Origin of the sequence: Kocuria cellulosilytica, assembly GCF_040981245.1 — a bacterium.
Classification (GTDB): domain Bacteria; phylum Actinomycetota; class Actinomycetes; order Actinomycetales; family Micrococcaceae; genus Kocuria; species Kocuria cellulosilytica.
In genome coordinates, this window is the sequence record NZ_JAVFWZ010000002.1 from 229,938 (window position 1) to 248,750 (window position 18,813).

Sequence of the window (18,813 nt, forward strand, 5' to 3'; positions counted from 1 at the left end):
ACGACCGGACGGATTGTGGCGAACGGAGCGGCCCCGCCCCCGGCGCGAACTGCCGGGGGCGGGGCCGTGGAGCATCCGTGCGCGGAGGCCGTCAGGCGGCCGCCTTGTCGTGGCCGTGGCCGTGGCCGTGGCCGCGACCGTGCTCGGAGTGTGGGCCGTGGCCGCGGTCGTGGCCCTTGGGGTGGCCGACGGCGCCCTGGCCCTTCTGCTTGTAGGGCTCGCCCTCGCCGTTGACGTCGTGCGTGGACATCGCGTACCGGAGGACGACGGCGGCGGCCGCGTCGGACATCTCCTCCATGCCCTGGAGGTCGACGTTCGTGATGTCGTCGCAGGCCGAGTGGTAGCAGGAGTCGTAGGCGACGCCCGCCTGGCCGCCGAACAGCGCGGCCTGCTCCTCGGTCTTCACGCCCTCGGCGCCCGTGAACAGACCGCCGGAGGGCACGCCGACCTCGATGAAGGGCCCGTAGTCGCTGCGGCCGCTGAACTCGGTGTCGCCCGAGGCCAGCCCCACGGAGGCGAAGTGCTCGTGGAACGCCGCCTCGATCGCACCGGAGCCCGCGGGAACGTTCGTGTCACCGGGGTCGAAGGTGGAGGCGTCGCCGTCGTAGACGAAGCGCCCGTAGTTCGGGGACCCGATCATGTCGAAGTTCAGGTACAGCGCGATGTCCTCGAGCGCGCCGGGGTCGTTCGCCTGCAGATCGGCCACGTAGTGCTCGGCGCCCAGCAGACCGAGCTCCTCCGCGCCCCACCAGGCGAAGCGGACGTTGTTCTCGGTCTTCGTCTTGGCCATGGCCTCCGCGATGGCGAGGATGCCCGCCGACCCGGTGCCGTTGTCGCTGATGCCGGCGCCCTCGAGCACGCCGTCCAGGTGCGCGCCGACCACCACCGTGTTCTCGGGGTCGCCCGTGCCGCTCTCGGCGAGGACGTTGTAGGTGGTCCGGGTCGCCGAGACGGTGTCCGTGGCGACCGTGACCTCCGTGGCGCCCAGCAGGTCCACGCCGGCCTGGTGGCTGAGCCCCACCGTCGGCAGGGTGGTCGCCTCCGGGGAGCCGAGGGTGCCGTTGAGGAGTCCCTCGCTGCCGGGCGCCCCGCTGTTGAAGATCAGCACGGCGCTCGCGCCGGCGGCCTCCGCGTTGGCGGCCTTGACCGCGAAGGAGCAGGCGCCCCGCTGGATCAGGGCGACGTGGCCCGGCACGAAGTCCGCGAAGTCCGCGGCCTCGCAGCCGCTGGTCGAGGCGCCGGCGGTGCCGTCGGTGTCCACGGCCTGGACCGGGGCGGTGACCGATCCGGTACCGGAGTAGGTCATCACGGCGACGTCCTCGGCGGCGATCTGCGTGCCGTCCGCGCTGACCGTGGCCGGGCTGACCTCCTGGAAGTACGGGAAGGTGAACTCCTGGACCTCCGGGGTGTAGCCGGCCGCCTGCAGCTTCTGGACGACGTAGTCGACGCTGGCCTGGTAGCCGGAGGTGCCCGAGGCGCGGTTGCCGTCGTTGGCCTCCGCGATTGCTTGGAAGGCGCTCAGGTGCTGCGCGAGCTTCTGCTGGGAGACGGCCTGGGTGATCTTGTGGGTGGTGTTGTTGTTGCTGTTGTCGCGGGTGGGGGCCGCGACGGCACTGGTCGCCGTGAGGGTCAGGGCGCCGGCCAGGGCGGCCGAGGTGATCCAGTGACTGGGCGTGCGGACGGGCATGGAACCTCCAGGTGAGCGGCGGCCGGGAGGTGACCCGGCCGTGACGCGGTTCACAGTCATCGAGGGATGACTCGGATTTGCACATGCTCACAAATGAGTTACTGGTCAGTCAATGACTTTTGTCCACTGCTCGGCCCACAGCTCCGGCCGACCGGGTTCACCGGCGCACGCGGGCGCGGCGCCGCACGGCGACGGCCACCCCGACGGCCACCGCGGCGGCCACGCTCAAGGCCACGAGGGTCGTGAGCACCGGCCGGAGTTCCTCGAACGCGCTGCGGCGAGGCCACCCGTCCGGGGGACGCAGCGGCGCCCCGCCGTCGATCGTGGACGATGCGAAGCCCAGGACGACCGCGGCTGTGGCGTCGCTCATCTCCTCGAGGACCTGGAGGTCGACGTTGTCCATGTCGTCGCAGGCGGAGTGGTAGCAGGGGTCGTAGTCCGTGCCGGCCTCGCCGCCGTACCGCTCCGCCTGCTGCCGCGTCTTCTCGCCCGTGTCGCCGGTGAATAGCCCGCCCGCGGGGATCCCGGCCTCGGCGAACACGAGGTGGTCGCTCCCGTCGTCGAACGGCACCTCCTCCGCGGCCATCGCCACGGACTCGAAGTAGCCCTTGAACGCCACCTCGATGGCCTCCGACCCGGCCGGGGCCTCGACGGAGTCGTCGTGCCGGCCGCCCCCGGATGCGTCGCCGTCGTAGACGAAGCGCCCGTAGTTCGGGGAGCCGATCATGTCGAGGTTCAGGTACAGCGCGATGTCGTCGAACGCCCCGGGGTCGTTGGCCCGGAGGTCGGAGACGTAGTGGTCGGCACCGTTGTAGTTGACCTCCTCCGCACCCCACCAGGCGAAGCGCACCCTGTTCCGCGTGTCGGTGCCGGCCAGGGCCTCGGCGACGGCGAGGACGCCCGCGGCGCCGGAGCCGTTGTCGTTGAGACCAGGGCCCTCCGGCACGCTGTCCAGGTGTGCACCGAGCACCACGGTGCCGGCCGGGTCCCCCGTGGCCGTGTCCGCCAGGACGTTGTACGTGACACGAGGGCCCGTGGCCGCGTCCTCGCCGTACCCGTGGTCATACTCGTCGTCGTGCTCCTCGTCGTACGGGACCGTGAAGATCTGCACCCGGGGGTGGTAGCCGGCGGCCCGCAGCCGCTCGACGACGTGGTCGACACTCGCCCGGTAGCCGGCGGTGCCGACGGCGCGGTTGCCGCCGTGGGCGTCCGCGGCGTCCTGGAAGGCCCGCAGGTGGCCCTCCAGCTGCTCGGCGGTGACGGCCCGGGTGATCTCCTCCGTCGTGGCGGCGCCGTCGCGCCCTGCCGGAAGAGCCGTGGCGGGGCCACTGGCGGTCAGCGAGAGGATCACCGCCAGCGCGGCCAGGACGAGCCCTGTGCTGGACGCTCGTCAATCCACAGCCCCTCCCCCGGGACACGGCGCCGTGCCTGCCCGTACCGGACGTCCCCTGACGCCCCCGTGGACCGACGGTGCTCTGTGCTCAGGCAAGCACGGGCCGGCCATCCGGTCAACGCTCCGCGGAAGGATCTCGTGCTCCGGTGCAACTCGGCCGCGAGGACTCGATTTCCCACGCGCGGGACGGGATGGCTATGATGAAGCAGTTGTTTCCGGCCGAGGCCGGATGCTTCACGGGATGTGGCGCAGCTTGGTAGCGCGCGTCGTTCGGGACGACGAGGTCGCAGGTTCAAATCCTGTCATCCCGACCATGTGATGTCTCAGGACATCGGCAAGGCCCGAACCCACGGATGTGGGTTCGGGCCTTTGTCGTGCGCGGACATGCTGTGAAAAAGGTGATGTCTCAGAGCATCGGAAACACCTCTAGCCCAGGGTCCGGAATGCTCTGGCGTGACACCGGCCCCCGGTGGACCATCGTTGTCCCCGCAAGAAGCGACGCCCCATCCTGATGCATTTGCAAATACCTGAACTAGGCTCGGACGTGAAGGGCGTCAGCGCCCGGCACGGGGCCCGGTCGATCCTCCGCTCCCCCCGCACCGGCATCGCGCCGCCCTTCGGACGGGCGCGAGGGGTGCCCGGTCTCGTTCGTCCGCTCCAGGGGGAGTTCTCTCATGAATCTCGACATCGGCCGCGTCCTCGACGACGCCGGCACCGGCGTACTGGGCGCCACCCTCCAGCTGTTCACGGAGTGGTCCCTGTGGCTGGGCATCGGCTTGGTCCTCGCCGCGGTGGTCAGTTCCGCCATGACCAAGAAGATCCCGTGGACCCGCGAGGCTTCCGTGTGGCTGTACTCGATGGCCGCCACGGCCTGCTTCGCCGTGCACTGGGCGGCCGTGCCGGCCTGACGCGAAGAACGACGCACCCGGCCGAAGTGACCGGCCGGGTGCGTCGTCGTGTGCTGCGTCGGCCCGGTTTCGCCGGGTGCCGCCCGGGTCGCGCCGTCCGCAGGGTGATCACCCTGCGGACCGCGAGGAGCTACTTCCGGGCCGAGGAGAAGACCAGCTTTTCGTCCCCGCCCTCGAGGTCCCGCTCGGCCAGGTCCCACTGCCCCTGCATGAGCTGCTCGACCAGCTCGTCGGTGAGTCGCTGCTGATCGCCGCCCTGCCCGCCCAGCTCCTGCTCGAGCGCCTGGCGCAGGAGATCCTCGGAGAACGGTCCGTCCTGTCCGGCCAGTTCCGGCGCGGCCAGGTCCTCCAGCATGCACATCCCCTCGCAGGTGACCACGAGCTTGAGACCGGCTTCGAGCGTCGTCGACGTGGTTGTCGTCGTGCTGGTCGAGATCCGTTCCGTGGCCTGGACCGGGGCACCACCGCGGCCCGGTCCCGCGAGGGCGGCGGCCGGCGCCTGCCCGACGGCGGGCGCTTGTCCGGGCACGCTCGTGCCTGCGGTGCCACCGACCGGCGCTGAGATCTGGGCCGGCTGACCGGCTCCCGCAGCCGCGCCGGCGGCAGTCGAGCCGGCGGCAGTCGAGCCGGCGGTAGTCGGGTCGGCGGGCGCCTCGGCCGACGGCGTGGGCGAGGACTTGGGCGCCGCCGGCGAAGTGGGCTGCGGCGCCGGGCTCTGGGTCGGCGTCGCCGTGCTGAGCGGCGGCAGGGGCTCGTAGGTGTGCGCCCCCCGCGCCTCGGCGGCGGCACCGCCACAGCCGGTGAGGGCGGCGAGCGCGAGGGACGCGACGGCGACGGTACGTGCAGTGCGGATCATCGAGATCTCCCGGAGAACTGAAACGGAGGTGTGCATCAGGCGGACCGGTCCCGAGTGACGGACGGGCGGCGGCGCAGCAGCCAGGCACCGATGCCGGTGCCAAAGGCCACGACGGCGAGGACCACCGAGGTGATCGCACTGCGCCCACCGGCAGCGGGGGCCGCCCCCATGCCGGTGTTCGCCATGGCCGCATCCGCGTACGCGGCTCCCCCGCCCGTCATGGTGGATTCGGTGACGACCTCCGTGGAGGTGGTGGTCTGCTCCTCGAACAGGACGAAGGCCTCGAGGGTCGCTGTGAGCTTCTGCTCGGCGACGTCGTCGGTCACGATCTCGAGGACACCGGGGCCTCGGTCCCGGACCACCTGCTCGGTGTCCGGTCCAGTCGCGCCGTCGCCGGAGCCAGCGCCCGTGCCGTGGTCACCGTTCTGATCGGCGTCAGTGGCGGTGTCATCGTCAGTGGAGGTGTCCTGGTCGACCGGTGTGTCGTCGACCCCGTCGTCGTCTTCGCCAATCGGGGCGGGGGTCTCCTCGTCGGGAACCTCCTCGTCCGGCACGGCCGGTGCGTCGATCTCGAAAGCGGCGCTCGCGCCCCAGTCGACCGTGCGTTCCTGCCCGGCGATGAGCAGGTCGCGGTACTGCTCGTCGGCGAGGACGGTGAGCTCGGTCGAGGGCATGGTCGCCGTCAGCTCGGCGGTGAGTTCACCGTCGGTGACCCCCGCGGGCACGGCCAGCTCCAGGTACTTGTCCCGCTCCCCTCCGGTGAAGGTCTGCGTCGTCGTCCCGTCCGCGAAGGTGACGGGCCCCGAGAGGGTCACGGTGGTGGCGTAGTAGGCCTCCGGCATCGTGACGAGCAGCGTGTCGGGCCGGCCGTCCGGCTCGAAGGACACGGAGATCCGGTAGCTGTCCTGCGGGAGTAAGGCCGGGACGTTCTGGCGGGCGTCCTCGATCAGGATCTCGGCGCGCTCGAGGTGCGACAGTTCGATCCTGGCCGGCTCCTGCTCCGGAAGCCCCACGGTCGAGAGGGAGCGCACGGCCCAGTGCACGGCGAGCGCCTCGTCCGGGTTCTCGGTGGGCCCGAAGACCGAGAGGATGTAGCCGGCCAGGGCGGCGTTCTCTGGCTCCCAGTAGACCGGGGTCTCGCCGACCTTCTCCCCCACCACGTTCTCCCACCCGGTCACGGGGTCGTCGAAGGGCTCGGCCACCGTGTAGCCGTCGTCGTCGAGCACGAGTTCCCCGAGCGGGGCTAAGGGCTGGTCCTCGTGGATGCCGTAGGCCGTGTCGCCGTTGGTCAGCTGCACCGGGACGGGACACGACTCCGCACCGGTGCTCGGGGCGCCCTCCGGAACCTCGACGAGGTACTCCTCGATCGCCACGGGCGCGGCAGTGGCCGGTGTCGCGCCGATCAGCGTTCCGGTCACCGCCGTGGTGCCGGCGAGAGCCGCGACCGCGAGGAGACGCGAGCGTCGGGCGGGAGTGGAGCAGGGCATGAGGACTCCTGGAGGGATCGTGTGGGGATCGGCCGGTCGGTGGGCGACGGACCGATCTTTACTAATGTAATTGCATGGGATGGTCGCTGTCCGGAGAAGACGCCGTGCGACGCCCGATGTGCGCACAAGAGGGGACGGGCCGCTCCCTGACGGCGTCATGGGACGGGAGCGGTCTCGGGATCGAGGACCAGGTCCACGATGAGGTTGTTCGTGTACGACCAGGACGGGGAGCCGTCCGGCTGGACGTAGTCGCCGGAGCACGTGACCAGGGACAGCCCGGGATCCCCGGTCAGCTCGAAGATGTCCCGCGGCGGGGCGTCCCGCGGGGTAGGCTCCCGCACCGTGGTCACGGTGTAGGAGAACACTCCCCCGGTCCCGTCCGAGACCCACAGCTTCTGCCCGGGTTGCGCCGTGTAGAGCGTGGCCAGGACAGGTGCGTCGTAGGGGTAGTCCACGTGGCCGGCCAGCACCGCATTGCCCTGCTCGCCACCGATCGGGGCGGAGGCCGAGTACCAGCCGATCGCCGCACTGTCCTCGTGCGTGGGCACCGCCATGTTCCAGGCCCCGTCCGTTCCCATGGATTCGAGCGCCGCGTCGATGCCGATGGACGGGGAGCAGACCCGGGAACGCGCGGACAGGTTCCCGCAGGTCTCCGGACCCCGTACCGCGGGGTTCGCCCCCGGGTCACCGGCGTCCCAGGCTTCTGCCGCGGTGAGCGAGGAGGTGTCCACCGGACCGGGGGCGCTTACCCCTGCAGGATCGCTGTGCTGGACGTCCCCTCCGAAGCCGACGGCCACGTCATCGGTCAACCACTGGTGCACGAGCAGGCCGGCTGCGGTCAGCGAGACGAGGGCGAGGAGAACTGATAGTACGGTGCGCCCGGTACCGGTCGCGGTCCATGGCTTTTTGGAGTTTTCGAGCATCGTTCGACTACATCTTGAGAACGTTGAGGACCGTGGGCCCGAGCACAGTGAGGAACAGCACCGGAAGCACGAACAGCATCAGCGGCAAGAGAATTTTCACAGGTATTTTCTGCGCAGCTTCCTCCGCCCGCTGGCGCCGCTTCACGCGCATCTCGTTGGCCTGGGTCCGCAGCACCGTGGAGATTGAGATGCCGTAGGCATCGGCCTGGATGACCGCCCGCGTGAACGTCCGCAGGTCGGGGACGTCGGTGCGCTGCTCGAGCGCCAGATAAGCGTCGCGCCGCGGAATGCCCACGCGCATCTCCTGCAGGGTCCGCACCAGTTCCTCGGCCAGGGGACCCTTGCCGTTGTGCCCCGCGCGGGCCATGGCCGACTCGAAGCCCAAGCCAGCCTCCACCGCGATCATCATCTGGTCCAGGGTGTCGGCGAGCTCCAGTCCGATCGCCTTCTGCCGTTCGATGCCGCGGGAGTACAACAGCAGCTCCGGAAGGAAGTAGGACACCGGCATCAGCACGGCCGCGATGAGGACGATCATGCCGTTGCCGTTGGTCAGCAGCAGGAGCAGCATACTGAAGAGCACGGCGCCGGCCAGCGCATAGACCTTGTAAGCCATGAGCCGGGCGACCGGCCATTCGGCGGGACGGCCTGCTTTCGAGTACAGGATTTCGAGCCGGTCCCGGCCACTCCCGGTGGTGAACCGGCGGGCCCAGCCGAAGTCCGGGGCGTCCCGGACGGTCTCGGCCTCAGTGGCGCCGAAACCGATCCGCAGGTTCTGACGCACCAGCCGGTCGCCGCCCCAGCGGACACCCACGGCGAGCCAGATGGCCATCACCGCGGCACCAGCCAGGAGCAGAACACCGAAATAGGGAAATATTGACGACATGGGAGGTCCTTCGGAACGCGGGGTGGTGGAGCTCAGAACCGGATTTTGACGATGCGGGACATCCAGAACCCACCGATGGTGAACATCAGCAGGGCGACAGCGATCATCGCGTACCCGAAGAGGCCGCTCGTGACGAACTGGGAGATGTATTCGGGGGAAATCACTGCGAGAACTGCAGCGATCAGCACCGGCAGCGCCATCAGGATGTAGGCGGACATCTTCCCCTCGGCCGCCAAGGTCTTGACCTGTCGCCGGATCTGGTTGCGCTCGCGGATCGTGCCGGCGACGCGGTCGAGCACCTCGGCGAGGTCCCCGCCAACCTCGCGGTGGATTCCGATGGCCTGGGCGACCCAGGAGAAGTCCTCGGACTCCATCCGCTTTGCGGACTGGCTCAAGGAGTCGTCGAGGTTCATGCCGAGTCGGGTCTCGTTGACCACCCTGGCAAGCTCCTCGGAAGTCGGTGCTGGTGACTCCTTCGCCACCGCGTCGACCGCCCGCAACAGAGAGTGCCCGGCCCGCAACGACCCGGAGAACAGCTGGAGGGTGTTGTCCAGCTGGTCGGCAAAGATTCGCTTGCGCCGGCCGGTGAGGAAGCCGACGGCGACCTTGGCCACGAGGGGTGCGGCGAGAAGGAACAGAAGTCCCACGAGGACTCCGCCCGCGATGGTCCCTACGGCAGATGCCACGACAGCGCCCACGGCCACGAGCACGAGGAAGTCCGCCGGTGAGGCCTTGATCCCGGCAATTTCGAGAGCGGCGGCAACGCGCCGAGTCCACCCGCGCTGCTCCAGGAACTCGCTGATCGCGTCGGTGGTCACGCCGCTGAGTCGTGACAGCTGCGACGGGCTTTGTTCCTGCGCCGTACGTGGGAGCCGTCGGCGGTCCATCGGCAGGCGGGGTGTGCGGGAGCGGAAGACGACGAACAGCGCCAGCAGGCCGGCTAGGACGAGCAGTCCGATTCCGATCAGCAGCGAGGACATCAGCGCCGTCCCGGATCGAAGACGGACGGGTGGAGTTTGATGCCGTAGTCCTCGAACTTGTCCACGAACCGTGGGCGTACCCCGGTGGAACGCGTCGTGCCGCGGAACCGCCCGGTGCGGGGATCCACCCCCGCGTCCCAGTCGAACAGGAAGGCGTCCTGCAGGGTCACCGTCTCGCCCTCCATGCCCTGAATTTCGGTGATGTGCGTGACCCGGCGGGTGCCATCCCGGAGCCGGGACAGCTGGACCACCACGTGGATGGCGGAGGCGATCTGCTCCCGAATCGCCCGCTGCGGCAGGTCCATCCCGGCCATCATGACGAGGGTCTCAAGACGCGAGATGGTGTCGCGTGGGGAATTGGCGTGGATGGTGGACAGCGACCCGTCGTGGCCGGTGTTCATCGCCTGGAGCATGTCCAAGGCTTCGCCGCCCCGGCACTCCCCCACCACGATGCGGTCAGGACGCATGCGGAGGGAGTTCTTCAGCAGGTCCCGGATGCTGATCTCTCCTTTGCCCTCGATGTTGGCCGGCCGCGACTCGAGCTGGACCACGTGCTCTTGCTGCAACTGGAGCTCCACGGCGTCCTCGATGGTCACGATGCGTTCGCCGTGCGGAATGAAGGAGGAGACGACGTTGAGCATCGTCGTCTTGCCCGTGCCCGTGCCCCCGGCCACGAGGATGTTCAGATGCGCCTCGACACAGGCACGCAACAGGTCGGCCATCTGCGGGGAGACCGAGCCGAAGCGGATGAGGTCCTCGATGGTCAGCGGGTCCTTGGCGAACTTGCGGATGGTCAATGAGGACCCCTTCACCGCGAGCGGCGGGATCACCGCGTTGACGCGCGAGCCGTCTGGCAGGCGGGCGTCGACCAGCGGAGAGGACTCGTCGATGCGCCGGCCCACCTGGGTGACGATCTTCTCGATGACGTGACGCAGGTCCTGCTCGGAGGCGAAGGTCGCGTCCGCGAGCGTCACCTTGCCCTTCTGCTCCACGAAGATCTGGTCCGGTCCGTTGACCATGATCTCGGTGACCGTGTCGTCGTCCAGCAGCACCTGGAGCGGGCCGTAGCCGAGCACGTCGTCGCTGACGGAGCGGATCAGCCGAATCCGCTCCTCGGAGGACATCGGCACCTTCTCCTCAGCGACAATGCGGGTGAGCTCCTTGGTGGCGAAGTCTTTGATCTGGACGTCGGAGAGGCTCGAGTCGGACTGGCGCGAGCCGATCCGGTCGAGCAGCTCCTGCTTCACGCGCTGTTTGAGTCCGGCGAGTGCATCGATCTTCCCGGCCTGGACACGTGGTGGAAGGTCGGCCGGCGCCGCAGGCTCGGGCGCACCGAAGGCGTCCGGGTCGAGGTCGGAAGGGGCGGCTGCGTCGCTCGCCGAGAACCCGTCGTGGTCACCGACAGGCGCCGTTCCGAGGGGTCCGATGGAGCCGAGGTCGTCGAGCAGCGTCAGTGCGGGATCGACCATGTCGGTGTGCTCGGTGGTCGCGGGGAGGGTCTCACCGCGAGCGGCGGCCAGGCGTTCTGCGAGGTTCATGATCGGACCAGTGCCTTCCGGTGGATGCCTCGTCTGACTATGGGGCGGTCGGGCGCGAACGAGGTGACAAGGGCGCGCAGCTGTCGGGCCGCCTTGTCCTTCGGAGCGTGTTGCAGCAGCGGTTCACCCCGGTTGGTGGCGTAGGCGGCCATCCGGGTGCGCGGCACCACGTGGTCGACCGGCGCCCTGAGAGTGGCCTCGATGTCCTGGACGGACAGCCCGGTGCTGCGGTCGGCCGCATTGACCACGACCGTCACGTTCTCCGGGACCAGGTCCAGCTCACCCAGCAGGTCGAGCTCCTTGCGCAGACCCCGTACCCCGGGGACGTCCATGCCGGTGACGAACACGGTGTCGGTGGCTGCCTCGAGTGCCGCCAGCGCGTGCTCGCCCATGCCCGGCGCGGTGTCGACGACGACGTACTGGAACTGCCCCGAGAGCTGATCGAGCAGATGGGTGATCTGAGCGGCACCGATAAGGTCGCCCTCCGCCGGGTTGGTGGGGGTGCAGAGCGCGTAGATCGAGGCGGGGTGGACCGTGAGGAACGTCTTGAGGACCAGGGCGTCGTCCACGGCCGGGCCGGTGACGGCATCCGTCAGCGAGTGGTCCGGGGCCAGGCGCAGCGCGGCCGCGACGTCGCCGAACTGGACGTCCAAATCCACGATCACGGTGTTCATCGGAGCAATGGCGCCCAAACCCACAGCAAGGTTGGTGGCGATGGTGGTCTTGCCGACGCCCCCCTTGGGCGAGGTGACGACGATGACGCGGCTGTCGTCACGCGGTTCTGCCGGGACCCCGTAGGATCCAACTCCCCCGAGGGCCCCTTGCGGCAGGGCCCGGCGGCGGGACTCGGCCGCGTCGCACACGCGGCTGAGCACACCGAGGATGCCGTCGGGGTCGGCGTCCTGATCGAGGACGTCCCGGAACCCCGCGCGCAGCGCTGCCACGGCGAGCGACATATCGGACGGCACGACCAGCACCAAGGAGACCTCAGGCCGCTGGATGTCGAAGACACCGGCCAGGCGCATCGCCACGTGCGGGTCCATACCCGGACCGAACACGACCACGGTGGGCATCGTGCCCACGGATCGGCTCAGCAACTGGTCCGGTGTGGCCGGCAGGGCGGCCTCGAACACGGTCTGCACCTCGCCGGGGAGCCGGCCGTGCACGGCCTTGCGGAACCGCGTGTCGTACTCGGGGTCGGCGGTGAACAGCAGCACGCGGCTCATTCGAAGTCACCTCGCGTGGCGCCGTTGTCGTTCTCCTCGGCGTCCTCCGGCTCCAGGGAGAGCCAGATGCGCCCGAACTCGGAGGCGTAGACGATCTTCTCGGCCGTGTCGGCGTTCACGGCGAAAGTCACGAGCATCGACCCCTCGGGCACGGCAGGGGCTTGGTTGCCCGTCGCCTCCGCCCCCTCCGCGGGAGCCGTGGTGCTCGGCGCCCCCTGGACGGAGGTGACCAGGACCTTGTGCAGGTCCTTCGCCGTCTTCGACTCCCGGCCCTCCTCCCCCTCGAAGGAGACGAAGAAACCGACCGTGTCCCCGGCAGCCAGCTGCCCCCCGATGACCCGGGGCGCTTCGAGCTGAATGGTGACCTCCTGGAGCCCGTCGGGCACCGGGACGGTGCCCGGTTCCTCGAGGGCCTGGGGATCCACGAGTCGCGAGCCGAGCAGCTGCTCGCCCGGCTGCAGGTCCACGGCGGCGACCGTGCCGGAGTGCGTCGCGAGCTCGGTGACGGCACCGTCGGGAACGATCGAGGCCGGCACGGTGTGCAGCGTGACGGACTCGCCGAACTCCTCCACGGGCGTGCCCTCGAGGATCGGGGCGGTGACGAGGTAGACCTCCCGTGGCTCCTGGCTGCCCAGGGCCCGGGCGTCGGCGGTGCCGACGTAGGTGCTGATGATGACCAGGCCGGCGATGGCCAGGAGGGCCATCACCGCGCCGGCGAGAATGCGGATCTTCACGGCAGTACTTCCGTATCGTCAGGCTGGAATGGTGCAGCACAGGCGGTGTGCTGGGCGGATGGCATGGAGTGCGTGCGGTTGCGCACGTGGAACCACGGTCGTTCAGTCCTCAAGAGTGATGATGGAGACGCCGTGGTCCGGTCCCGGAGGAAGGCTGGGGTCGAAGAACGCGTCGTCGAGGCCGGCGAACTCGACGAATTCGCCGATGAGGCCCGTGCAAGGGCTCTCGCAGGTCTTGCCGGTGGTCGTGGTCGCGGCGGTGTTGGCCGCGCTGCTACCCGGGAAGTTCCAGCCCTGGAGCTTGAACGCCACCCACCCGTCGATCGTGTACCAGCCCTTGTTGCCCTGTGCTCCCAGGTTGTTGTACATGGGCAGTAGCACTGTCTGACCCAGGTGCTTCTGCAGCACGTCGATGCAGGCGCCCGGCAGGTTGTTGCCCGGGTCGGAGTACGAGGGGGCACCGAGCTGGACGGTGGCGCTGCACTGTCCTTCCGGAGGATCGATGAACCCGAAACCGCCGGGCATGTTCGCCCCGGACGAGCTCTTGTACTCGCACCCACCTGTCGCAGTGTTCTTGTGGGTTCCGGTGATGCTGTGCAGCTGGAGCACCTGGGGTCCACTGACGAAGTCGGGGCTCGCCAGGTCCGGGTCGAAGTGCGTGGGATCCACAAGGTCCGGATCGAAGTCGCACGGAGAGATGACGATGGGCAGGACCGCTGTCCCTGCGTTGGGTGAACCCCACTTGGCCACGGCCGTGGCACCCACTTCGGCGGAGTCGATCCCCAGCACGGGAGCGAAACTGAGCGCGAGAGAACCCGCACCGCTCGATTCGCGGGTGGAGACGTTCACCCGTACCGCATTGCCTGTGACGATCGGTTCGGCAACATTGGCCTGACTGTCCGTGGCGTTGCCGTTCGCTATCTCCCGTGCCTGTGGATGGGCCAGCGGGCCGGTGCAGTTGACGTCCTTGCTGCAGTCCTGCGCCACGGCCAGAGCGGCGGCATCGGCACCGGACTGCAGCTCAGCACGCTCCTGGTACATCATTCCGACGTCGATGGCGATGGCTGTGAAGCCCAGGAGCACGACGAGCGACACCGCCGTGATCACCGCCACGGCACCTCGCTCGCCGTTCGCCCGGTGCACGGCGCGAGCATTCTGGAGATGGTTGATCAGCCGCCGCATCGCATGGCCGCCTTTCCGGTGAGTGTCATGTCGTCAGCGACTCCCGTGAGCGTCTGAAGGTCCTGTGTCACGGTGACCTGGATCTGCTGTCCCGACGCGCAGGTCGCCAGGGACGGGGTGAAGTCCCCGCTCTCGAGGTCCAGAGAAGGGGCAGCTCCCATGCCATGGACCACCGCATCGGTCCAAACGTTGTTGATCGCCATGTCTCGTGCCGTCTCTCGGGCTGCGTGGGTGAGGCTGATCTGCACGTTGTAGGCCCGGCCGAACTCGATGGTTCCAAGAATCAGAGCGAGCAGAATTGGCGCGATCAGCGCGAACTCGACAGCAGCGGCTCCGCGCTCTGAGCGCCACAGGCTCATGGTGGTGTCCTTTGTTGGCGAAATGGTGGATCGAACGTCAGCTTTTGACCCAAGTCAAAAGCGAGAAGCGCCGTGACGGCCCGGGGTGCGGGACGCCACGGCGCTGCTCTACAGTTCCTAGATCAGCCGGCGACCGGCGGGGTGAGCTCGTTTGCGACGTTCTGGAACATGGCGGCGAGGTCGTCGCCAATGAGGCCCACTGCAGTGATGATGACCACTGCAATGAGGCCGACGATCAGGCCGTACTCGACGGCAGTGGCACCCTTCTGCTCGCCCTTGAGGCGGTCAGCGGTGTCGGTGAAGAAGGACTGGAGAGTGATGAGCAGAGGCAGCATGGCAGGATCCTTTGGTGAAAGGGGGTGATAGGAAAGGGTCGTCAGCTCTGTCGGTATTTGCCTTGCGGCTTCTCCCCGTACCGGGCTACTGACCTGTAAACAGATTAGACTTTGCTCCAGCAAAGCCACAAGCATTCATACACATGCACTTTGGGGGACGTCAAAAACGGACGTAATGCCTAGTGGCGCACTGCATCGATCTACATGCACCAGCGCAGCGGCACGCTTGTCCCCCGAACGGCGTCAGTACAGCCCTGGCAGCAGGTACTCCCGTGCCAGCGACTCTCCCCAGACGACCGCCACCAGGGCGCCGGCCAGCATCGACGGGCCGAACGGGACATCGCTGCGCAGGCCGCCGCGGCGGGACGCCAGCACGGCGAGCCCCACCACCATGCCGACCACGGACGCCAGCACCGCCCCCACGAACAGCGCTCCCCACCCCTGGAAGCCGAGGAACAGCCCGAGCACTGCGGCAAGCTTGACGTCCCCCATGCCGAGCCCTGCCGGCGAGATGAGCGCGAGCACGAGGTAGAGGACGAACAGCACGAGCGCGCCCAGCACGGCGCGCAACAGCGCACCCCCGGCGCCCTCTCCCATGGCGGCGACCGCGAGCAGCACGAAGCCGATGCCCAGCGCCGGCAGCACCACGGCGTTGGGCAGCAGATGGTGGCGCAGGTCGATCACCGTGAGCACCACCGCGACCGTCGCGAAGAACAGATACGCCGGGAGCTGCCAGCTGAGCCCGAAGAACGCGGCTACCAGGACGAAGAGCGCCGCCGTGGCGACAGCCAGCAGTGGACGGGACGGCGCAGAGGTGGGTTCGTCCGTGACAGGGCTGTACCGCAGGACGACCCGGGGCAAGAACCATCCCACGGCAGCGCCGACGAGACCGGTGGCCAGCACCAGGACAAGAGGCGCTGATCCGAACATGGGCTCCACGCGAGTGTTCCTCCGGCTTGTGGGCGCTTCGACTGACACCCGGATGAATGGTTGTCCCCCATTCGGGGTTCCTGTACGGGACAGAGACTAACCGAACCGATGCCTTTTTCAGTGTTTGAGCACGTCAGTCGGCATTTTCCGACATTGCGGCTTTCCGGTCGAAACATTTCTGGCTCGAAATCAACAGAAATTGCTGTCCCCGAGAATTCGGGATTGACGCCCTGCTCGATCGAGCTTCGACAGTGGTGTTCCTCAGGCGCTGGGTTTCCTGGGCGGACCGCCGTCATCAGTTGACGAGCCAGGCCAGCAGCGGCGGGACGAGCACGCACCCGAGGGCCATGGCCACGACAACCATCCCCAACATCAGCTGTTCACGGCGTGCCGCGGCGGCACCGGCGAGCTCCAGCGGCGGGCGGGGCCCGAACTCCCAGTCGAGGGCCTCCTGCTCCCACCGGGTGCCGGCCAGCTCGTCGGCGCCGCTCAGCAGGCGCAGACGCTCGGAGGTGTCACCTTGATCGCGTACGCCGAGCGGGGGCAGCGCCCAGATGTGCCGCAGGCTCTGCAGGGGTGAGAGCACCGCCTCCAGCGGTTTGTTCTCGAGGTAGCTGCGCTGGGTCCAGGCCACCTTCGCCCGCTCGAGCGGAAGGCCGAGCGCCACCTCGGCCCCGTCTCTGCGGACGACGAAGGCCACCCGGTGCGCCCGCCGGCGGGACGTCCCGGGCAGATCCTCCGGTGCCGTGATCTGCCGGACGTGCAGCCAGTGGAACGCCGCCACGACGCGGGGGCGCACGCCGCGGCCTAGGAACAGCACGCCGTTGCGCTCGACCACCACGGTGACGAGCCGGGGCAGGCCGGCGTGCCGAGCACCGGCGAAAAGGTCCGGGCGCAGCGACCGCAGGGCGCGCAGGAACGGCGCGTCCCGCCGCCCCTGCAGCACGGTGTACCTGCTGAGCCCCTCGGCGGCGCGGAAGAAGGCCTGCGCCCGGGATTCGAACAGGGCGGCCAGGGCAGCGCCGGCGACGGCTCCCATCAGGCCGGCGAGCACGACGAGCCGGCCCGAGAGTTCCAGGGAGACCGCCCGAGCCGACCACCAGAAGACCAGGATGGCCACGATCGCCAGCGCCGTCGACAGCGGAGTCCGGTGCTCGCGCGCCCACAGAGTCCAGCCCCTGCGGGACAGGTGGTTCTGCTCGGCCTCGCCGGCGGTCCGGGGCCGCCCGGGCCGCCCGGAGACGACGAAGGACGTCCGCGCCGCGTCCGTCCGCCCCGCGGTGGCCGGGGGCTGCCGCCGGGCGGCGTCCCCGGTCGGTCCCCAGGAGGTGTACGCACTGCTCAGCGCCGGCAGCCGGTCCCGGAGCTTCGAGAGCTCGGTCCGCAGGCGGTCGCCGTCGAGATCGATGGGCGAGATCCCGTAGGCGTCCAGCCGCCCGCGCGCCGCCATGGCCACCAGCCTGTCGGGATCTGGCCGGGACCGCAGGAGGTGCCGGGCGAAGGGGGTGGTCATGAAGTGGCAGGCGTCGAGGGCGTCCGCGTAGGCGTCCATTCCCGAGTAGCCCATGGACGCGGTGACGTGGGCGGAGGTCCTGCTGAGCTGCACTATGGCGAGGGCCGCCGCGACGTCGAGCAGCAGGAACACGCTCGCCGCCCCGTACTCCACGAAGCCCGTCTCCGCGAGGCTGTCGTGCGGGGGCAGTCCGAGGGCCTCCTGGACCCCGCGCACGGACCGGTCGAACATCGTGGTGCCGTGGGCCATCCGGATCTCCCGGAAGACCAGCGTGTCCAGCATCCGGGCCCGGATCTGTGGGACCGGCGTGCTCGGGCGGTACTGGGAGGCGGGGAACGCCGCGGCGTAGCGCGCGCCGAGAAAGGCCGCGAGGCCACCGTGTGCTCCCCCGCCCGGCCGGGTGATCATGCTGTCGGGGCGGGCGATCTCCCGCTCGATCTCCCGCAGCGTGCGGAGGTCGAGCTCCCCGAGGAACGCGAGGGCGTGCTCCAGCTCCTGAGCGCCCTCCGCCCCGGCCCGCGCGTCAGCGCGGGCCACGCCCCTCAGCCGTTCCAGCACCGTGGTGCGCTCTGCCGTCTCATCGCCGTCCATGGGGGTCCCTGCTCCTCGGCGCACCGGGCCGGACGCCTGGCGACAATCTGTTTCCAAACGCAAACTACACGGGGTTGCCGCCGTCCGGAGATCACCAGGACGTGAGCACCGACAGCGCCGTCCGCAGTCCGTGCTCCGTCCGCACCTCACGACCCACCCGTTCCGCGGCGGAACGGCACCCCAGGGCGTCGTCGATCGCCGCGGTGAGCCGCTCCACCGTCAGCTTCTTCTGCGGGATCGGAGCGGCCGCGAGGCCGAGCCCGTGGAGCTGCCGGCCCCAGAACGGCTGGTCGGCGAGGAACGGCACCACCACGTGCGGGAGGCCGGCGCGGGCCACCGTGTGCACGGTCCCGGCCCCGCCGTGGTGGACGGCGAGCGCCGCACCGGGCAGCACCGCGTCGAGCGGCAGTGACGGCACGGCGAGCACGTCGTCGTCCCGGAGGTCCTCCGGCTGGGCGAGGCCGCCCCATCCGGTGAGCAGGAGGACGCGCAGCCCTTGGGCCCGGGCGCTCTCGACCACGGCCCTCCTCCGGGCCTGCGGGTCCCCGGAGGCCATGGAACCGAACGTCGCCACCAGGTACGGCCCGCCCCGGAGGAACTCGTGCACGGCCGGATCGACCTCCGGCACCGGGCCGTCGGAGTGCCAGGACCCGGTGAGGTGCACCGAGGCCGGCCAGTCGGCCGGGCGCGGCAGCAGCTGCGGACTGATCGGCAGCAAAATTGCGGCAGCGGCGGACACGGAGGCCGGCACGCCACCGGGCAGCTGGGCGCACGCCCGCTCGATGTCGCGGCGGAACATTCGTTCGGCACCGCGGGCCACCACATAGGTCGCGCGGTTGAACCGGCCGAGGTCCCGGTTCACCACCCCGGGCGCCGGGAACTGCCGGGTGGGGGTGAGCACGGGAACGGCCTCCACCACCACGTGCGGGACGCCCAGGGCGTCCGCCGCCACCGGCGCCGTGAGCACCTTGGCGTGACGGACCACGACGTCCGGCTCGAAGGCGAGGGTCTCCCGCACGGCGGCGGCCAGCATCCGGCCCATGCCGGGGCCCACCTCGGTGCGGAAGTGCCGCACGGCCGTCCACGGCGAGATCCCGTGCGTCTGGACCAGCCGATGGAAGTCCACCTCCAGGCTCACGGTGTCGAGCCCGGACAGGTCCACCCCGCAGTTCTCGGGCACGCCCAGCCGGACCTCGTGCCCGCGCTCGGAGGCGAAACGGGCCAGGGCGGCGAACGGCTCCACGTCCCCGCGGGTGCCGGAGGTCAGCAGCATCATCCTCATGCCCAC

General features: G+C 69.6%; 17 protein-coding genes and 1 tRNA gene. 2 read left to right on the forward strand and 16 right to left on the reverse strand.

Features of this window, described 5'->3' with window-relative positions; genetic code table 11:
• Nucleotides 1-91: 91 nt before the first annotated feature.
• Complete coding sequence (locus tag RCG67_RS03615) at nt 92-1,687, reverse strand: M20/M25/M40 family metallo-hydrolase (protein ID WP_368824864.1); 1,596 nt, start codon at nt 1,685-1,687, stop codon at nt 92-94.
• A 157-nt stretch (nt 1,688-1,844) separates the two neighbouring features.
• Nucleotides 1,845-3,038, reverse strand: coding sequence for a M28 family peptidase (locus RCG67_RS03620; RefSeq protein WP_368824865.1), 1,194 nt, complete (start codon nt 3,036-3,038; stop codon nt 1,845-1,847).
• Between the two features lie 279 nt (nt 3,039-3,317).
• Here RCG67_RS03620 and RCG67_RS03625 point away from each other — a divergent pair.
• A tRNA-Pro gene (locus RCG67_RS03625) sits at nt 3,318-3,394 on the forward strand.
• A 360-nt stretch (nt 3,395-3,754) separates the two neighbouring features.
• Nucleotides 3,755-3,988 carry a hypothetical protein gene (locus tag RCG67_RS03630; protein WP_368824866.1) on the forward strand — a complete coding sequence of 78 codons (234 nt, stop codon included), beginning with the start codon at nt 3,755-3,757 and terminating at the stop codon, nt 3,986-3,988.
• A 130-nt stretch (nt 3,989-4,118) separates the two neighbouring features.
• Here the strand turns inward: RCG67_RS03630 and RCG67_RS03635 are convergent, their stop codons facing one another.
• From RCG67_RS03635 to RCG67_RS03700, 14 genes are all read right to left on the reverse strand, one after another.
• On the reverse strand, nt 4,119-4,844 hold the full coding sequence (locus RCG67_RS03635; protein ID WP_368824867.1) for a hypothetical protein: 726 nt from the start codon (nt 4,842-4,844) through the stop codon (nt 4,119-4,121).
• A 35-nt stretch (nt 4,845-4,879) separates the two neighbouring features.
• Complete coding sequence (locus RCG67_RS03640; protein WP_368824868.1) at nt 4,880-6,331, reverse strand: hypothetical protein; 1,452 nt, start codon at nt 6,329-6,331, stop codon at nt 4,880-4,882.
• Between the two features lie 155 nt (nt 6,332-6,486).
• Nucleotides 6,487-7,254: a class F sortase gene (locus RCG67_RS03645; protein WP_368824869.1), complete on the reverse strand. Its 768-nt coding sequence runs from the start codon at nt 7,252-7,254 to the stop codon at nt 6,487-6,489.
• Between the two features lie 7 nt (nt 7,255-7,261).
• Nucleotides 7,262-8,137, reverse strand: coding sequence for a type II secretion system F family protein (locus tag RCG67_RS03650; RefSeq protein ID WP_368824870.1), 876 nt, complete (start codon nt 8,135-8,137; stop codon nt 7,262-7,264).
• Between the two features lie 32 nt (nt 8,138-8,169).
• Nucleotides 8,170-9,117 carry a type II secretion system F family protein gene (locus RCG67_RS03655; RefSeq protein WP_368824871.1) on the reverse strand — a complete coding sequence of 316 codons (948 nt, stop codon included), beginning with the start codon at nt 9,115-9,117 and terminating at the stop codon, nt 8,170-8,172.
• Nucleotides 9,117-10,655, reverse strand: a complete 1,539-nt coding sequence (locus RCG67_RS03660; RefSeq protein WP_438612634.1) for a TadA family conjugal transfer-associated ATPase — start codon at nt 10,653-10,655, stop codon at nt 9,117-9,119. The genes RCG67_RS03655 and RCG67_RS03660 overlap by 1 nt, the downstream gene beginning before the upstream one ends.
• On the reverse strand, nt 10,652-11,881 hold the full coding sequence (locus RCG67_RS03665) for a CpaE/TadZ family protein (protein WP_368824873.1): 1,230 nt from the start codon (nt 11,879-11,881) through the stop codon (nt 10,652-10,654). The genes RCG67_RS03660 and RCG67_RS03665 overlap by 4 nt, the downstream gene beginning before the upstream one ends.
• Nucleotides 11,878-12,615, reverse strand: a complete 738-nt coding sequence (cpaB, locus tag RCG67_RS03670) for a Flp pilus assembly protein CpaB (RefSeq protein ID WP_368824874.1) — start codon at nt 12,613-12,615, stop codon at nt 11,878-11,880. Before cpaB ends, RCG67_RS03665 begins: the two co-directional genes overlap by 4 nt.
• Before the next feature lie 102 nt (nt 12,616-12,717).
• A complete protein-coding gene (locus RCG67_RS03675; RefSeq protein ID WP_368824875.1) occupies nt 12,718-13,797 on the reverse strand; it encodes a pilus assembly protein TadG-related protein in 1,080 nt (359 codons plus the stop codon).
• Complete coding sequence (locus RCG67_RS03680) at nt 13,785-14,156, reverse strand: TadE/TadG family type IV pilus assembly protein (protein ID WP_368824876.1); 372 nt, start codon at nt 14,154-14,156, stop codon at nt 13,785-13,787. The genes RCG67_RS03675 and RCG67_RS03680 overlap by 13 nt, the downstream gene beginning before the upstream one ends.
• Nucleotides 14,157-14,278: 122 nt before the next feature.
• Nucleotides 14,279-14,491 carry a Flp family type IVb pilin gene (locus tag RCG67_RS03685; protein WP_368824877.1) on the reverse strand — a complete coding sequence of 71 codons (213 nt, stop codon included), beginning with the start codon at nt 14,489-14,491 and terminating at the stop codon, nt 14,279-14,281.
• A gap of 243 nt (nt 14,492-14,734) precedes the next feature.
• Nucleotides 14,735-15,421 (reverse strand): prepilin peptidase, encoded by a 687-nt coding sequence (locus RCG67_RS03690; protein ID WP_368824878.1) that lies wholly within the window; start codon nt 15,419-15,421, stop codon nt 14,735-14,737.
• A gap of 295 nt (nt 15,422-15,716) precedes the next feature.
• Nucleotides 15,717-17,525: a hypothetical protein gene (locus RCG67_RS03695; RefSeq protein WP_368824879.1), complete on the reverse strand. Its 1,809-nt coding sequence runs from the start codon at nt 17,523-17,525 to the stop codon at nt 15,717-15,719.
• Nucleotides 17,526-17,616: 91 nt separating this feature from the next.
• The gene (locus RCG67_RS03700) at nt 17,617-18,807 is read right to left on the reverse strand and encodes a glycosyltransferase (RefSeq protein WP_368824880.1); all 1,191 of its coding nucleotides are present in this window, start codon (nt 18,805-18,807) and stop codon (nt 17,617-17,619) included.
• Between the last annotated feature and the right edge of the window lie 6 nt (nt 18,808-18,813).

Coding starts and splice junctions, on each gene's coding strand:
- RCG67_RS03615 (WP_368824864.1), bottom strand. CDS start 1,687: ATGCCCGTCCGCACGCCCAGTCACTGGATCACCTCGGCCGCCCTGGCC.
- RCG67_RS03645 (WP_368824869.1), bottom strand. CDS start 7,254: ATGCTCGAAAACTCCAAAAAGCCATGGACCGCGACCGGTACCGGGCGC.
- RCG67_RS03640 (WP_368824868.1), bottom strand. CDS start 6,331: ATGCCCTGCTCCACTCCCGCCCGACGCTCGCGTCTCCTCGCGGTCGCG.
- RCG67_RS03630 (WP_368824866.1), top strand. CDS start 3,755: ATGAATCTCGACATCGGCCGCGTCCTCGACGACGCCGGCACCGGCGTA.
- RCG67_RS03655 (WP_368824871.1), bottom strand. CDS start 9,117: ATGTCCTCGCTGCTGATCGGAATCGGACTGCTCGTCCTAGCCGGCCTG.
- RCG67_RS03700 (WP_368824880.1), bottom strand. CDS start 18,807: ATGAGGATGATGCTGCTGACCTCCGGCACCCGCGGGGACGTGGAGCCG.
- RCG67_RS03695 (WP_368824879.1), bottom strand. CDS start 17,525: ATGGACGGCGATGAGACGGCAGAGCGCACCACGGTGCTGGAACGGCTG.
- RCG67_RS03685 (WP_368824877.1), bottom strand. CDS start 14,491: ATGCTGCCTCTGCTCATCACTCTCCAGTCCTTCTTCACCGACACCGCT.
- RCG67_RS03650 (WP_368824870.1), bottom strand. CDS start 8,137: ATGTCGTCAATATTTCCCTATTTCGGTGTTCTGCTCCTGGCTGGTGCC.
- RCG67_RS03680 (WP_368824876.1), bottom strand. CDS start 14,156: ATGAGCCTGTGGCGCTCAGAGCGCGGAGCCGCTGCTGTCGAGTTCGCG.
- RCG67_RS03665 (WP_368824873.1), bottom strand. CDS start 11,881: ATGAGCCGCGTGCTGCTGTTCACCGCCGACCCCGAGTACGACACGCGG.
- RCG67_RS03675 (WP_368824875.1), bottom strand. CDS start 13,797: ATGCGGCGGCTGATCAACCATCTCCAGAATGCTCGCGCCGTGCACCGG.
- RCG67_RS03660 (WP_438612634.1), bottom strand. CDS start 10,655: ATGAACCTCGCAGAACGCCTGGCCGCCGCTCGCGGTGAGACCCTCCCC.
- RCG67_RS03635 (WP_368824867.1), bottom strand. CDS start 4,844: ATGATCCGCACTGCACGTACCGTCGCCGTCGCGTCCCTCGCGCTCGCC.
- RCG67_RS03690 (WP_368824878.1), bottom strand. CDS start 15,421: ATGTTCGGATCAGCGCCTCTTGTCCTGGTGCTGGCCACCGGTCTCGTC.